The 14,814-nt window shown below is 63.4% G+C and carries 13 protein-coding genes; all 13 read right to left on the bottom strand.

Features of this window, described 5'->3' with window-relative positions:
* Positions 1 to 93 precede the first annotated feature (93 nt).
* The 13 genes from KQH53_13900 to KQH53_13960 all read right to left on the bottom strand — a co-directional run bounded on the left by KQH53_13900 (position 94) and on the right by KQH53_13960 (position 14,800).
* Complete coding sequence (locus KQH53_13900) at positions 94 to 1,581, bottom strand: AMP-binding protein (protein MCB2227768.1); 1,488 nt, start codon at positions 1,579 to 1,581, stop codon at positions 94 to 96.
* Between the two features lie 42 nt (positions 1,582 to 1,623).
* Positions 1,624 to 2,328, bottom strand: coding sequence for an ABC transporter ATP-binding protein (locus KQH53_13905; GenBank protein MCB2227769.1), 705 nt, complete (start codon positions 2,326 to 2,328; stop codon positions 1,624 to 1,626).
* A 4-nt stretch (positions 2,329 to 2,332) separates the two neighbouring features.
* The gene (locus KQH53_13910) at positions 2,333 to 3,052 is read right to left on the bottom strand and encodes an ABC transporter ATP-binding protein (protein ID MCB2227770.1); all 720 of its coding nucleotides are present in this window, start codon (positions 3,050 to 3,052) and stop codon (positions 2,333 to 2,335) included.
* Positions 3,039 to 3,983 carry a branched-chain amino acid ABC transporter permease gene (locus tag KQH53_13915; GenBank protein ID MCB2227771.1) on the bottom strand — a complete coding sequence of 315 codons (945 nt, stop codon included), beginning with the start codon at positions 3,981 to 3,983 and terminating at the stop codon, positions 3,039 to 3,041. The genes KQH53_13910 and KQH53_13915 overlap by 14 nt, the downstream gene beginning before the upstream one ends.
* Positions 3,984 to 3,987: 4 nt before the next feature.
* A complete protein-coding gene (locus KQH53_13920; protein MCB2227772.1) occupies positions 3,988 to 4,857 on the bottom strand; it encodes a branched-chain amino acid ABC transporter permease in 870 nt (289 codons plus the stop codon).
* 204 nt (positions 4,858 to 5,061) lie between these two features.
* On the bottom strand, positions 5,062 to 6,297 hold the full coding sequence (locus tag KQH53_13925) for an amino acid ABC transporter substrate-binding protein (protein MCB2227773.1): 1,236 nt from the start codon (positions 6,295 to 6,297) through the stop codon (positions 5,062 to 5,064).
* A 69-nt stretch (positions 6,298 to 6,366) separates the two neighbouring features.
* Complete coding sequence (locus KQH53_13930) at positions 6,367 to 7,185, bottom strand: SDR family oxidoreductase (protein ID MCB2227774.1); 819 nt, start codon at positions 7,183 to 7,185, stop codon at positions 6,367 to 6,369.
* 89 nt (positions 7,186 to 7,274) lie between these two features.
* Positions 7,275 to 8,063 (bottom strand): molybdenum cofactor biosynthesis F family protein, encoded by a 789-nt coding sequence (locus tag KQH53_13935; protein ID MCB2227775.1) that lies wholly within the window; start codon positions 8,061 to 8,063, stop codon positions 7,275 to 7,277.
* A gap of 86 nt (positions 8,064 to 8,149) precedes the next feature.
* Positions 8,150 to 9,589 (bottom strand): aldehyde dehydrogenase family protein, encoded by a 1,440-nt coding sequence (locus KQH53_13940; GenBank protein ID MCB2227776.1) that lies wholly within the window; start codon positions 9,587 to 9,589, stop codon positions 8,150 to 8,152.
* A gap of 97 nt (positions 9,590 to 9,686) precedes the next feature.
* On the bottom strand, positions 9,687 to 10,787 hold the full coding sequence (locus KQH53_13945) for an NAD(P)-dependent alcohol dehydrogenase (protein ID MCB2227777.1): 1,101 nt from the start codon (positions 10,785 to 10,787) through the stop codon (positions 9,687 to 9,689).
* A gap of 363 nt (positions 10,788 to 11,150) precedes the next feature.
* Positions 11,151 to 11,963 (bottom strand): helix-turn-helix transcriptional regulator, encoded by an 813-nt coding sequence (locus KQH53_13950; protein MCB2227778.1) that lies wholly within the window; start codon positions 11,961 to 11,963, stop codon positions 11,151 to 11,153.
* Positions 11,964 to 13,005: 1,042 nt separating this feature from the next.
* Complete coding sequence (locus KQH53_13955) at positions 13,006 to 13,989, bottom strand: NAD(P)H-quinone oxidoreductase (GenBank protein MCB2227779.1); 984 nt, start codon at positions 13,987 to 13,989, stop codon at positions 13,006 to 13,008.
* Positions 13,990 to 14,005: 16 nt separating this feature from the next.
* Positions 14,006 to 14,800 carry a cyclase family protein gene (locus tag KQH53_13960; GenBank protein MCB2227780.1) on the bottom strand — a complete coding sequence of 265 codons (795 nt, stop codon included), beginning with the start codon at positions 14,798 to 14,800 and terminating at the stop codon, positions 14,006 to 14,008.
* Positions 14,801 to 14,814: the final 14 nt, after the last annotated feature.

The raw sequence follows: 14,814 nt of genomic DNA on the forward strand, positions 1-14,814 counted from the left end.
GGAAGGGCGAATTGGGTTGGTTATCGGTGCTAAAAGGCACCGGGCCCAACCGCGCAGAATTTCCACAATGTGTAAACCGGACCTGTTTTGGGCTCAGGGGATGAGCTGCTTTTTGATCTCGCGCTTGAGTATCTTGCCCGAAGGGCTTTTGGGTAGGTCGTCCCTGACGAGAATCTCCTTGGGGACCTTGAAGCTGCTGAGCTTGGCCTTGAGCGCGGCGCGCAGGGCCTCGGGCTCTATGCTTCGGCCAGGGGCGGGCACGCACACCGCCGTCACCCGCTCGCCGTACTCCGCGTCGGGCAGGCCGATCACCGAGCACTCGGCCACCTCGGGATACTCCACCAGGACCTCCTCCACCTCGCGGGGGTACACGTTCTCCCCGCCGGTGATGATCAGGTCCTTGAGCCGGTCCACGATGAACAGATAGTCGTCCTCATCCAGATAGCCCACGTCGCCCGAGCGCAGCCAAGGGCCATGGAAGGCCTCGGCCGTGGCCTGGGGCAGGCCCAGGTAACCCTTCATCACCCCCCGCCCCCGAATGCAGATCTCGCCCTCCTGGCCTTGGGGCAGAGGGGTGCCCTGGGAGTCGCGGATGCTGACCTCGGTGGCGCCGGCTGCCTGGCCCACCGAGCCCACCACGTGGCGGCTGAAATGATTGTAGGTGACCATGGAGGCGGTCTCGGTCATGCCGTAGGCCTCGTGGATGGCCAGGCCGGTGAGCTCCTGCCAGCGGCGCACCACCTCGCGGGCCATGGAGGCGGCCGCGCTGAAGCAGTAGCGCACCTGCCCCAGCTTGGCCTTGAGGTCCTCGAGCTGCAACAGGCGCACGTACACCGTGGGCACCGCGTAGAGCTTGGTCACCGCGTGTTGGTTGATGGCGGCGAGCACCTGATCCAGGTCGAACTTGGGCAGCAGCACCAGGCCGCCGCCGGTCATCACCGTGGCGTTCATGATGTGCATCTGGCCGAACACGTGGTTGAAGGGCAAAAAGCAGATGGCCCGGTCCGTGTCCGTGGAGCGCTCCATGTGGGCCACCTGGTTGATGGCCGTGTTGATGTTCTCGTGGCTGAGCTCCACGCCCTTGGGGATGCCGGTGGTGCCGCCGGTGTAAAGCACGCAGGCGGTGTCCTCGCGGTCGCGCTCCACGGCTTTCAACGGCGCGCCCATTGCTTCCAGCTTGCTCAAGGGAAGCTGGTCGTCGGGGCCGATGACGAACTCCAGGCCGGCATCGCCGCGCACCTGATCCACGAAGGCGGCGCGCTCGGAGGCGCAAAACAGGGCCCGGGGCTTGGCGTGGGTGAGCAGCAGCTCCAGCTCGCGGTCGGTGAGCTGCACCGCCAGGGTGACCGCCACCCCGCCCAGCTTTAGCGCGCCGAAGTAGAAGGCCAGCCACTCGGCCGAGTTGGGCGCGCACAAGGCGATGAGGTCGCCGGGCTTCAGGCCCAGGGCGGCCAGGCCGCCGGCTATGCGCGAAGCCCAGGCGTCGAGTTCGGCGTAGCTCACCTGCCGGTCGCCTTGAATCATGGCGATGTTGTCGGGATAGAGACGGGCGGAACGTTCCAGATTGCGTGCCAGGTTCATAGTTGTCGCGAGCTCCTGCTGCCGGTGATCCCCAGGTCTTTCCTAAAGCCCCAGGTAAGCCTTTTTGATGGTTTCGTCGCCCAACAGATCCTGGCCCTTGCCTTTCAGGATCATCCGGCCGTTCTCGATGACATAGCCTCGATCGGCGATCTCCAGGCTGTGGCGCACGTTCTGCTCGATGAGCAGGATGGTCATGCCCTGGTCGCGCAGGGATTTCACGATGCGGAAGATCTCGGCGATGAGGATGGGCGCCAGTCCGGAGGAGGGCTCGTCGATCATGCACAGCTTGGGGTTGGACATCATGCCCCGGCCCATGACCAACATCTGCTGCTCTCCGCCGCTCAGGGTGCGGGCCAGGTAGTTTTGTTTCTTATGGAGCACCGGGAAGGTCTCGAAAATCTGGTCCAGGGCCTGGTTTTTATTTTTCCAGACCCTCGGCAGGTAGGCTCCCATCTCCAGGTTCTCGCGCACCGACATGTCCGGGAAGGGCCGGCGGCCCTCGGGGATGTGGGAGATGCCCCGCTCCACGATGGAAAAGGTCTTGAGGCCGGTGAGCCTGGAGCCCATGAACTCCACGCTGCCCGAGGCGGGGCGCAGCAGGCCGGAGATGGCGTTGAGGGTGGTGGTCTTACCCGCGCCGTTGGAGCCGATCAGGGCCACGATCTCGCCCTCGTTGACCGTAAGCGACACGTCGTACAAGGCCTGGGTCTTGCCGTAAAAGGCGTTGATGTTCTTTACCTCCAGCATGGCCTCACTCCCCCAGATAGACCTTGATCACGTTTTCGTCGCCGGCCACTTCGGTGGGCGTGCCCTCGGCGATCTTCTGGCCGTAGTGCAAGACCACGATGCGCTCGCACACGTTCATGATCGCCTTCATCACGTGCTCGATCATGATCACCGTGACCCCGCGTTTCTGGATGTTGGTCACCAGCTCCATGGCCTGATCCACCTCGGTGTGGTTCAGGCCCTCCATGACCTCGTCCAGGAGCAGCAACTCCGGCTTGGTGGCCAGGGCCCGGGCAACCTCCAGGCGCTTTTGGTTGGCCAGGGTCAGGCTCTCGGCCGGGGTGTCGGCCATCTCGCCCAAGCCCACGAAATCCAGAAGCTCGGAGGCGTGATCGGCCGCGGCGTCGCGGGTCACCTTACACTTCTTGCCGAAGTAGCAGCCCAGCACCACGTTCTGCAGCACCGAGAGGTCGCGGAATATCTTGACCGACTGGAAGGTGCGGGCCATGCCCATGCGGCAGATCTTGTAGGGCTTGAGGCTGGTGACGTTCTTGCCCTTGAAATGCACCTGCCCCGACTTGGCGGGAAAAGCAGCGGAGATCACGTTGAACAGGGTGGTTTTCCCCGCGCCATTGGGGCCGATAAGGCCCAGCACCTCGCCCTGCTCCACCTGAAAAGAGACGTTGGTAAGGGCGGCCAGGCCGCCGAAATGCTTGCTTACCTCGTGGCACTCAAGAATCGGCATGCTGCCTCCTTAAGAAATACTTGCGGATGTCCTGGGCCATGCCCACCAGCCCGCCGGGCATGTAGAGGATGGCCACCACCAGGATGACCCCGAAGATGAGCATGTAGTAGTAGGGGAACTTGGTGATGAGGAACTCGCCGAGGTAGCTGAAGATGGCCGCGCCGATGATGGGGCCGTAAGGACGCCCCAGCCCACCGAAGATAGCCATGAGCACCGGCATGAAGGAGACCACCGGGTTGAAGGCGATCTTGGGGTCGATGTAGGTCCATTTGGTGGCCATTATCGCCCCGGCCAGGCCCATGAAAAAGGCGCTAAGCCCGAAGACCGTGATCTTGAGCACCGTGACGTTGACGCCGATGTGGGCGGCGGCCTCCTCGTTTTCGCCCACGCCCTTGAGAGCCATGCCGAACTTGGAGCCTTGCAGGGCATAGACCGTGACCATCAGCAGGCTGAAGACCGCGAGCATCAGGTAATACACCGTGGAGTTGTCGATGGAGGGCACCACCCGGCCGGTGGTGTCGTTGATGTTCAGCTCGAACCAGAGCAGGAAGTGCATCAACAGCTCCACCAGCCCGAAGGTGAACATCACGAAGTAAATGCCCCGCAGGCGCAGGGTAAGCGCCCCCACCAAAACCGCCAGGCAGAAGCTGACCGCCCCGCCGATGAGGATCACCACCAGCAAGGGCAGCGAGGAGCCCAGAACCGCGGCGGAGTAGATGCCCGCTCCGAAGAAAGCCGCCGGGGCCAGGGATATGTACTTGGTGGGGCCGGAGAACATGGCCCAGCTCACCGAGAGCACCACGTACATGAGGATGGTGGAAAGCAGGATTATGGCGTAGCGCGAGGCGTAATGGGGCGCCAGGGCCATGGCCGCCATCACCAGCAGCCACACCACCAGGGATTTGCCGTCAATGTAGCGCGCACTAGTCATGGTCTTACTTCCCGAAGAGGCCGGTGGGCCGGGCCAAGAGCAGCAACATGAAGATGAGGTAATAGGCCACCATGGACAGTCCCGGCTCGATGTAGGTAACGATGCTGCCGATCAGCCCCAGGATGAGCCCGCCCACCAGGCTGCCGGTTATGCTGCCCAGGCCGCCCAGCACGATCACGATGAGCGCGATCATGGTGTACTCCAGGCCCATGGTGGGCTGGACGTTGTAGGACATGCTGATAAGGGTGCCGCCCAGGCCGGCCATCAGGGCGCCGAAGCCGAAGCAGATGGCCAGCACCTGCTTGATGTTCACGCCCATGAGGCCCGCCGCGTCCGAGTCCTGGGCCGAGGCCCGGATGGCCTTGCCCATGCGGGTGCGCGACAGGAACAGATAGAAAGCGACACAAAAGACCAGGGCGAAGCCCAGGGTCACCAGACGGTTGGCCGCGAACTTGGCCCCCGCGAAATCCACCGGCACGGCCAGGTAGGAATAACCCTTCATGTCCGCGCCCCAGATGATGATGGCTACGTTTTGAATAATGAACAACAGGCCGAAGCAGGCCAGCATGGAGCTGCCCTCGAAGGCTTCGGGCGTGGGCGATATGCGCCTGAGGCGGGTGAACAGAGTCCGATAAAGTATGAAACCGATGACGAATATGGTGGGACCGGTGATCAGCAGCGAGGCGATGGGGTTGATCCCCAGGTAGGTGTACACGGTCCAGGTAATGAATGCGCCAAGCATGATGAACTCGCCGTGGGCGATGTTCAGCACCCTGGCTACGCCGTATTGCATGCTCAGGCCCACCGCGATGAGGGCGTAGATGCCGCCCAGGAGCAGTCCGGCTATGAGCACGTCCAGGATGGTTAACAGCATGATGTCTCGGCCCCGGTAGTGGTTTTGATCGACCGCGACTAGGCCGCCCATGCCGCCGCCCGAGATGGGCGGCGCGGGCGGGCGCCGGGCGGGAGAGCCCGCCCGGGCGCGTAGCGTTCAGAGCGGCGCGAGGGGACCTCGGAAGAGGTCTTGTGCCCGTGGGGAGGCCCCCTCGCGCCTGGGATTACGGTTGTGTACGGCCCTCTACTTGGCCTTCTTGGGCCAGTTGGGCTTGGGATACTCGGGCGGCGCGGTGCGCTTGACGCCCGGGTCGATCACCTCGAACACGTCCTTCTGCCACTGGCCGATCTCGCCGGGGTGGTTCACGAAGAAGCGGTCCTTGTCGTACCAGAAGGGCCCCAGGGCCGTTTCGAACTTCTGGGTGGCCATGATGTCCCGGATCTTCTTCTGGTCCAGGGTGCCGGCCTTTTCGATGGCCTTTTGGAAGTGCTGCAGGGAGGCCCAGTAATACAGGCCGCCCCAGTAGTCCGGCTCCTCGCCGAACTTGGCCTTGAACTTCTCCACCAGCTCCTTGGCGCCGGGCGAGGTCTTGGCGTTCCAGGCGCCGCCGCCCATCACGCCCTCGATGGCCTTGCCGAAGGTGCCCTTGAACAGGGGCGGGGAGAAGGGCAGCACGGTGAGGAAGAAGGCGTTGAAGTTGATGTCCAGCTCCATGGCCTGGGCCGTGAAGAGCATGCCGCCCGGGGGATAGCAAGCCACCACCAGGGCGTCGACGCCCAGGGACTTGGCCTCCTTGAGCATGGGGGACACGTCCTTGATGCCGTCGGGATAGCTCTTGTTCATCTTGACCTTGATCCCCTTCTTCTTGAAGTCGGGGATAAGGGACTTGCCGAACTCAATGCCGTGCAGGTCGGCCCGGTAGATAACCGCCACCGACTTGACGCCGACCTCCTTGAAGATGCTGGCCAGCACCGGGGCCTGGGTCTCGGAGAAGTTGAGCACCTGGAAGAAGTAAGGGAGGCTGAGCTCCTTGAGCTTGCCCGCGCCGCCCGGGCCGCCGATGAGGATGTAGCCGTACTTGTTGCAGATGGGTGCGGCGGCGAAGAGCCAGGCGGTCCCCCAAGGCGGGAAGATGAAGTCCACCTTGTCCTCGACGATGAGCTTCTCGATGAGGTTGCTCATGGTGCCGATGTCGCTCTTGTCGTCGTAGCGCTTGAGTTCCACGGGCAGCTTCTTGCCGTACTCGGCCACGTAGATGCCGCCGTTCTTGTTCACCTCCTCGACCCACAACTCGTAGATCTTGCCGCCGGAGATGGCCACTCCACCCGCCAGGGGGCCGGACAGGGAGATGGCCTGCCCGATCACGATTTTGTCCTTGTCTTTTTTGGGCGCGCAGTCGGCGGCGGTGGCGCCCACCAGGAACGCCATCGCCACGCCCAAAACCATTAGCCCTTGCAGCAGCCTGCTCTTCTTGACCATTTTTCCCTCCTGCAAATAGTTAGAAGCTGTTAAGCCGCAATTAATGAATGCCCGGAAAATTTGCCGTGCCTAGACCCCCCAGTTGACGCCCGCGCTGGTCAGGGCCGCGCCGGAAACGTCCACGATGTGCGAGCCGCCGTCGATGAGCAGCACCGAACCGGTCATGAACGTGGAGTCGTCGCTGCCCAGGTAACTGCACAGGCCCGCGATCTCATCCGGCGAGGCCACCCGTCCCAGGGGCACGTTGGACGCGATGACTCCGAAAACGCCGTCAACGTCGGTATTGAGCACTTCGCCCAGAGGCGCCAGCGAGCCTTCCAACATCTCGGTGCGCACCGCGCCGGGGCACACCGCGTTGACCCGCACCTTCTGGCGGCCGTAGTCTAGGGCCGCCTGGCGGGTGAGCATGTTGAGCGCGCCCTTGGCGGTGCAATAGGCGCTCATACCCGGCAGGCAGCGCACCCCGCCCAGGGAGGACATGTTGATGATGGAGCCGCCGCCGCCCTCGATCATGCGGGGGATGGCCGCCCGCATGGCCAGGAACGAGCCGAACAGGTTGATCTCCAGCACCTGGCGCCACTGCTCGATGTCCACGTCGACCACCGTGCCGCCGGGGTCGATGCCCGCATTGTTGACCAGGATGTCCAGCCGGCCGCCCATCTGGAAGGCGGTCTCCACCATGCGCTGCACGTCCTCCAGCTTGGACACGTCGCCCGCGCAGGTGCTGACCATGCCTTGGGGCAGGGCTTCGGCCACCTCGGCCAGAACCGGCTCGCGGCGGCCGGTGATGCACACCTTGGCCCCGTCGGCCACAAACCTCTTGGCTATGGCGGCGCCGATGCCCGTGCCGCCGCCGGTGATGAGAGCCGTTTTTCCTTGCAGGCTCACCTTTATCCCTCCTCGCGAAAATGATGAGACGGCCGGGAAGCTCCGGGAGCGGGCCCCCGGCCGTCGTTGAGCTTAAAACCGCGCTTGGCCTACAGGGGCTGCGCCTCGTCCGTATAGAAGGCCGCCGATAGCTTGCGGATGATGGCGCCGGCCGGGGTGTTTGCGATCTTGCCGTCCTCGCCGATGGCGAAGAACTTGCCGGTCTCCTTCATCTGGTCCCAGTTGTGGAAGAACACGGTGCACACCGGCAGGCCGAACTCCCGCCAAGAGAAGACGTACTGGTTGATGTCGAACTTGTAGGTGGTAACCAGCTCCACGTCCGCCTCGCCCTTGAGGGGCCCCACCAGGCACTGCCAGCAGAAGCGCTTCTCGTTGATGTAGTTGTGCTCGAAGATCTGGTTGGGGTTGTAGACGTAGTAGGCCTTGAGGCCGATCAGATCGCGGGTGGGGCCCGGCTTGAAGCCGGTGGGGGGCACCGAGGGGTCGCCCAGCACGCCGGGGGTGAACTCCTGCACCGCGCGCGGCTCGTTGTTGATCTCGCCCTCGCGCATTAGGGTGTCCACGCACAGGGCCTGGCGGGTCTGGGTGTTCACGAAGAAAGTGACGCACTTTCTCTCGTTGTCGGCGAAGGTAAGGTCCACGAAGTAGGTGCTGGGAGCCACCTCCATCACCTCGCACCAGTCGGTGCCGCCGGCCTCGCCGTTGCTCCACTTCACCTCGTTCTTGGCGGTGAACTCCAGGTCATAGGCAACCCCGTTGTCCAGAGTGATCTTCAGGCTCTGGCCGACCATCTCGTCGGTGTTGGGGATGCGGTGAAAGGCCATATCGGCCGCGTAATCTTCATATTTGTAATCGGTTTCGCCTTCTTTTTGCGGCATTGAGCACCTCCGTTGTCAAATTTGATGTCGTAGGGGGAGGCGGTGGGGGTTGCCCCCCTGCCGGCCGCTCCCCTCCGGGCGGCCGCCTAGAAAGGCAGCTGCCGCTTGGTCTTCTGGATGGTGAGCCACTTGAGCTCGGTCATCTCCTCCACGGAGTACTGGCCGCCCTCGCGGCCGTGGCCGCTGCCCTTGCAGCCGCCGAAGGGGCAGCAGGCGTCGGCGTCCACCGAGCCATCGTTGATGTGGACCATGCCCGCTTCCAGGTTCTCGCCAAGGTAGATGGCCTTTTCCAGGTCCTTGGTGATGACCCCGGCGCTGAGGCCATAGGTGGTGTCGTTGGCCACGGCCAGGGCCTCCTCGGCGCTGTCCACGGCGATGATCGAGGCCACCGGGCCGAAGGTCTCCTCGTAGTAGATCTTCATGTCCGGGGTGACGTCGGCCAGCAGGGTGGGCTGGTAGAGGCGGCCCTCATGGCTGCCGCCGGCCAGCAGCTTGGCGCCCTTGGCCACCGCGTCCTTCACGTGGCTGTCGATCTTCTCCACCTGCTTGTCGCTGATCACCGGCCCGATGAAGGTGGTGGGCAGGCTGGGGTCGCCCACCGGCAGATGGGCGGTGAGCCCGGCCAGGTTCTGGGTGAAGGGCTCCAGGATGGAGCGCTCCACGATGATGCGGTCGGTGGACATGCAGATTTCGCCTTGATGCAAGAAGGCGCTGAAGGCGGCCGACTTGACCGCGTACTCTATATCCGCGTCGCCCAGGACGATCAGCGGGTTCTTGCCGCCCAGCTCCAGGCTGTAGGGCTTGAGCTGGGCCGCGGCCCGCTGGGCCACGTGGCGGCCGGTCACCGTCTCGCCGGTGATGGCCACGAAGGAGCAGTAGGGGTTGTCGATGAGGGCATCGCCCAACACCGCGCCCGGGCCGGTGAGCACGTTGAGAGCGCCGGCGGGAAGGCCGGCCTTCTCGAAGAGCTCGCCGATCTTCAGGCCGAGCACCGGCGACTCGGAGGCGGGCTTGAGCACCACGGTGTTGCCCGTGGCCAGGCCGTAGGCCACCTTGTACATGGACAGCACCAGGGGGAAGTTCCAGGGGCTGATGGCCAGCACCGTGCCCCGGGGACGCCGCATGGTCATGGAGATCTTGGTGGGGTCGTAGTGGTAGACCTCGCCCATGATGCGTTTGCCGTCGGCCGCCGCGGTCTCGATCAGGTCCACGGTCTGGGATATCTCGAACATAGCTTTGCCTACCGAGCCGCCGCCCTCCTGAATGAGGACATCCGCGAACTCCTGCATGCTTGCTTCCAGGATCTGGGCCGCCTTGTTAAGGATCTTAGCCCGGTCGATGGCCGGAGTGGCCGCCCATCCCTGGCGGGCCTCAAAGGCCGCGGTCATGGCGCGGTCCGCGTCCTCCACCCCCGCCTTGGCCACCTTGGCGTAGACCTCCCCGTCGTAGGGGTTGTAATCATCGAAGGTTTCACCCGAGAGGGCGTCTACCCATTGGCCGTCAATGAACAACTGATACGTCTTCATGGCACCTCGCTTCGCTTGATAGACCCGCTTTAGGGATATTTCTCGACCCTGGCCGCCCCCCGGCAGAGCCGGCCGGCGGGGCTTCGGGTCTGTCGTCTTATTTGCCCAGCTTCAGAACCGGCTTGATGACCAGGCCCTTTTCCATGTCTTCCACCGCCTTGTTGATTTCCTCGAAGGGGTAGAAGGTGATCATGCGGTCAAAGGGGAAGCGGCCCTGGCGGTAGAGCTCGATGAGCTGGGGAATGAACAGGTCGGGGATGGCGTCGCCCTCGATGATGCCCCGCACGGTGCGGCCGTTCATGATCAGGTCCATGTTCAGGGTGACTTCGGTGCCCGGGGGCACCACGCCGCAGAGGCCGCACACGCCCAACAGGGGCAGCACGTCCACCGCCTGGCGGAACACCGCCGGGTTGCCCACGCACTCCAGGCTGTAGTTGGGGCCTCCGCCGGTGATGTCCAGAATGGTCTGCACCGGGTCGGTCTCGCCGGGGTTGATGGTGTGGGTGGCGCCCAGCTCCTCGGCCATCTTGAGGCGCTCGGGGCTCAGGTCCACCGCGATGATGGTGGTGCAGCCGCAGACCACCGCGGCCAGCACCGCGCTCATGCCCACCGGACCCACGCCGAAGACGGCGATGGAGCTGCCGGGCCGGGCCTCGAGGGCGTTGATCACCGCGCCCGCGCCGGTCTGGATGCCGCAGCCCATGGGCCCCAGGATCTCCAGGGGCACGTCGTCAGGCACCTTGACCACGTTGCACTCTTCGGCCAGGGCGTACTCGGCAAAGGTGGACTGCCCGAAGAAGTTGCCGTGGATGACCGTGTCGCCCTGATTGAGGGTGGTGGTCCCGTTGGACCGGGCGCCGCCGAAGTTGAGCCCCAGGAAGTTGTGGCAGTAGGGGTCTTGGCCGGACTGGCAGGAGGGGCAGCCCCCGCAGCTCATCCAGGAAATGGCCACGTGGTCGCCGGGCTTGACCTTGGTCACCCGCGCGCCCACCTTTTCCACCACGCCGGCACCCTCGTGCCCCAGCACCGAGGGCAGCGGGATGGGCAGGTGCTGGTCCCGGGCGGCCAGGTCGGTGTGGCAGATTCCGACCGCGGCTATGCGCACCAGGACTTCGTTGTCTTGAGGATCACTGAGCTCTACTTGCTCGATCTTGAATTCCGACGATGGTTCATACGTGACAGCGGCCCTGATTTCCATGTCTCCCTCCTACCGTTGGCGGATTGCTTACCAACCGCGAGAACCCCTGGCATGGCCGGGCGCGCCCGATAAGGCGGCGGGAACGGCCATGGCGCGGGGGCTTCGCGCGATGTTGGGTTACGGTAGTAAATCGAAATCAGGCGCGTCTATTATACGAAAGGTGAATTCTGGGGCCCGGTGGAAAAGGCACCGCGGAATTTGACGATATATATGCGGTAAACTGGAAATGACCGCCGGAATGGCGCAAAAGGTCCGCACCGGGGCCGTGCGGGAGAAGAAGCCGGAATCAAAGGCTAATAGGCTGAAAAGCCCCGAAAGGGGCGAGGGGCAACCGGGAGGCCGGACGAGGCGCGGCGGGGCGGCCTAGGAGGCCAGGATACGGTTGACCAGGGTGGTGCGGTTGTTGACGCCCACCTTCTCGTAGATGTTCTGCAAGTGCTTTTTGACCGTCACCTCGCTGACGAACAGCTTCTCGGCGATCTCGGCGTTTTTCAGCCCCAGGAAGACTAGCTCCACCACCTCTATCTCCCTACGGCTCAGGTGAAGCTCTTTTTGCAGATGATCTGGATCGATCTTGGCCGCGAGCTTTTCTTCCGCTGACTGTTCTTCCTCTATGGAGACCATGAGCAGACGGGAGTCTTCCCAGCCCAACCTTTGATCCAGGAGCCTGATGGTCACGGAGAAGTTGCTCCCGTCGCACCCCTGAATGGTGCTCTGCTTGACCGGCGGCGCGCCGCCTTCCCGGCGGTTGTCCATTATGGGCTTGATCTCTCGGCAGACCTTTAGCAGTTGGGGCGGGAGTTGCAGGTTGCGCCTGAAGACCGGCCGCGACAGGGTCAGGTTGCCCACCGCCTCTTCCGCCTTTTCGTTGCTGTAGACGATTTGCAGGCTTTCATCCAGCAGAAGCATTCCGATGGAGGACTGCTTCTCGATGTATTCCAGCACGGTGCCCTTGAGCTTAATCTTGCGGCGCAGGTTGTTGTGGGCCAGGGCGTGGGCCAGATAGGGAACGATGGTCCTGACCGTGAGGATTTCCTTGCTGGTGAAGCTGTTGGAGCGGCGGGGCCTGGTCAGGACAACCCGGCCGAACAATTCTCTTTCCGCGACCAAGTTGACTACGAGCTTGTGGTGGATCTTCTGCGGCCTGAGGAAGTCGTTGTAATATTCGGTGTCCAAGTACGAATCATAACTGAACACTTTTTCTCGGCTGTCAGAGGGATTGGTAATAATCAGGTTTTTGGTGAGATTCAGGGGATCGAACATGTAAAAACGATTTTTATAGTATTCGCAATAATCCTTATCGAGGTTTTTCAGGGTTATGTGGGTGTACCGCCCGTTGCCGTCCGGCAGGAAGAATATGGCGCCTTGCGAACGGATGGTGCGAAAGAGGGCGTCGAGGGTTTTCTCTCTTACCAGCCTTGAATCCAAAGATTCATTCGACGTACTGATCACGTCCAATACGTCGGTCAAAATCGGGACAGGTAAACTATCCATTTGTTGCAACATGTTCCTTGCTCCCGGGGCTGGCGATACGCCGATCCGGATGCAAAGACCCTAGAGGTCTTTCAAGGTGTGTTGTGCGTTTCCATCGCTTGGGGCTCCTTATCTAAGGTGTAAATTCAGTGTGAGTTGGGCCGTGCAAGGAGGATTATGCCTGCTTTAATCGGGCACCGGGCCCGATCGTTTCCCAGTTGCGGATTCACATGGTCGTCGATCTAGACATCCCGTTGAGTCGTTCAGCGATGCCCCCAACACCCAAGCTCAGCAAGTGCCTGAGCTTCATGGACAATCTAGACTTGATGACCAAACAGTCCTCGTAGAGTATTGGCATGGTAAGCCACCGGGCCCGTCCCGGTCAATTACAATTTGGTTTGTCCGTGCGGCGCCCCCTGCCTGGTCCGCCCGTTTTTAGTAATTAATAACAAAAGCTTATTCGAGGCTTCACTTTGATTTCCCCTGTCGGTCCAGCCGCTTGGCCTTGATCGACCCCCCGACCCCCAACCCGGCCCCTAGTACATAATTTGAAAGGACGGCCATCCCTCAAATCCGACATTGAGGTAAGAGATGGGGGCGAGGACGCTGCGGTGGATCCCCACGGATTTTTCCCGTGGCCAATGGACTTTCTCAGAGAGGCTGGCTTTGCAAAGAGTAGCCGGCAGATTAAATTGACCGCATGTTTTGATGACAAACTAAGGTAGCGCGGGCCGGGGTTTTTGCCTCACTCCACCCTCAGGATGATCTTGCCGGTGTTGAGGTTGGCTTCTATGCGCCGGTGGGCTTGTGACACCTGCTCCCAGGGATAGACCTGGTCGATCACCGGCCGGAGCCGTCCCTGGCTGAAAAGAGGCAGCCAGCGCCGGCTGAAATCGGCGGTAAGCCCGCCGCGATAAGCCAGAGAACGCGCCCGCAGGGTGGAGCCCATCACCTTAAGACGCTTGACCAGGATCAGGCGCAGGTTCACCTTCTCGGCCTCGCCCCCGGCGATGGTGGCCAGCATGACCATGCGCCCGTCCGTGGCCAGGGTCTCCAGGTTGCGCTGAAAATAATCCCCGCCGATGAAGTCGATGGCCACCGCCGGGCCCGCGCCGTCCGTGGCCTCCTTGGCCGCGGCCACGAAGTCCCGCTCCTTATAGTTGATACCCACTTCGGCTCCCAGGGAGCGGCAGGTGGCCAGCTTATCCTCCGAGCTGGCGGTGACCATCACCCGGGCTCCGGCCTCGCGGGCCAGCTGGGTGGCCGCCGTGCCCACCCCCGAGGCCCCGGCGTGCAGGAGCAGCCATTCCCCGGACTCAAGCCCGGCCAGCCAGAACAGGGCCTGGTGAGCGGTGAGGAACACCTCGGCCATGCCCGCGGCTTGCTCAAACTCAAGGCCCTCGGGAATGGGCATGGCCAGGCGCTCGTCCATGGCCGCGTACTGGGCGTAGCCCCCGCCGGGCACGATGCCGAATACCCTCTCGCCCACGGCGCGCTGGGTGCAGCCCGGCCCCAAGGCGGCCACCTTACCTGCCAGCTCCAAGCCCATGATCTCGCTCTCGCCCGGCGGCGGCGGGTACAGGCCCTTGCGTTGCAGGGTGTCGGCCCGGTTGACCCCCGCGGCCCGCACCCTGACCAGCACCTCGCGCTCCTTGAGGGCCGGTTGCGGGGCCTCTCCCAGGCGCATGACCTCCGGCCCGCCGAACTCGCTCAACAGTATGGCTTGCATGCTCAGTCTCCCTTGCTCAGGCCACGGCCACCGGCCGCACCGGCGAGGCGGTCCCGCCCCGTATCTTCAGGGGCGAAACCATGAACAAGAACTCGCTCACCCCGGCGGCGGCCAGCTCGTCCAGGTTCATGGCCTCGATGATGTGAATGCCGTTTTGCACCAAGAGGATCTGATGCACCGGCAGGGAGTGGGCCGGGGTCCGCTCCAGGGCCACGGTGTCGCCCCCGGCGATGGCCGCGCCCTTTTCCACCACCCACGCGGCCCCGCTCTCCACCAGGCCGGGGCAGCCCTCGTGGTGGGCGATGTACTTGCGGGCCTCGGAGAAGTAGCGGATCCAGCCGGTGCGGATGAGCACCGCATCGCCGGGGCGCAGATCCACTCCCTGGCGGGCGCAGGCCTGCTCCAGGTCCTCGCGGCCCACGCCGTGCTCATTGCCCAGGACCTCCACCCCATGCAGCCCGGCGATGTCCAGGCACACCCCCCGGCTCACCACCGGTGCCACCTTGTCGATGCCCGCCTCGCGCAGGCCCTCGTAGTCCTGATGCGGGGTGATGTCTCCCACTCCGTAGACCTGGTGCTCCACCGCGATGTGGCCGTGGGCGTCCATGTGGGTGCCGGTGTGGCCGCCGGTGGAGAACAGGCAGTTGGCCGCGCTGACTCCCTCGGGGTACATCATGTCGCCGTGCACCTTGGTCAGGGAGAAGGTGAAGGGGGGATGGTTGGGGTGGTGGGGCATACCCACGTAGTAGTCCATGCCCAGGTCGTAGACCTTGCCCGTCTTGACCAGCTCTGAAATGGCCTTGGGGTCCATGGTTGGTTCCTTTT

The organism is Desulfarculaceae bacterium, from assembly GCA_020444545.1.
Classification (GTDB): Bacteria; Desulfobacterota; Desulfarculia; order Desulfarculales; family Desulfarculaceae; genus Desulfoferula.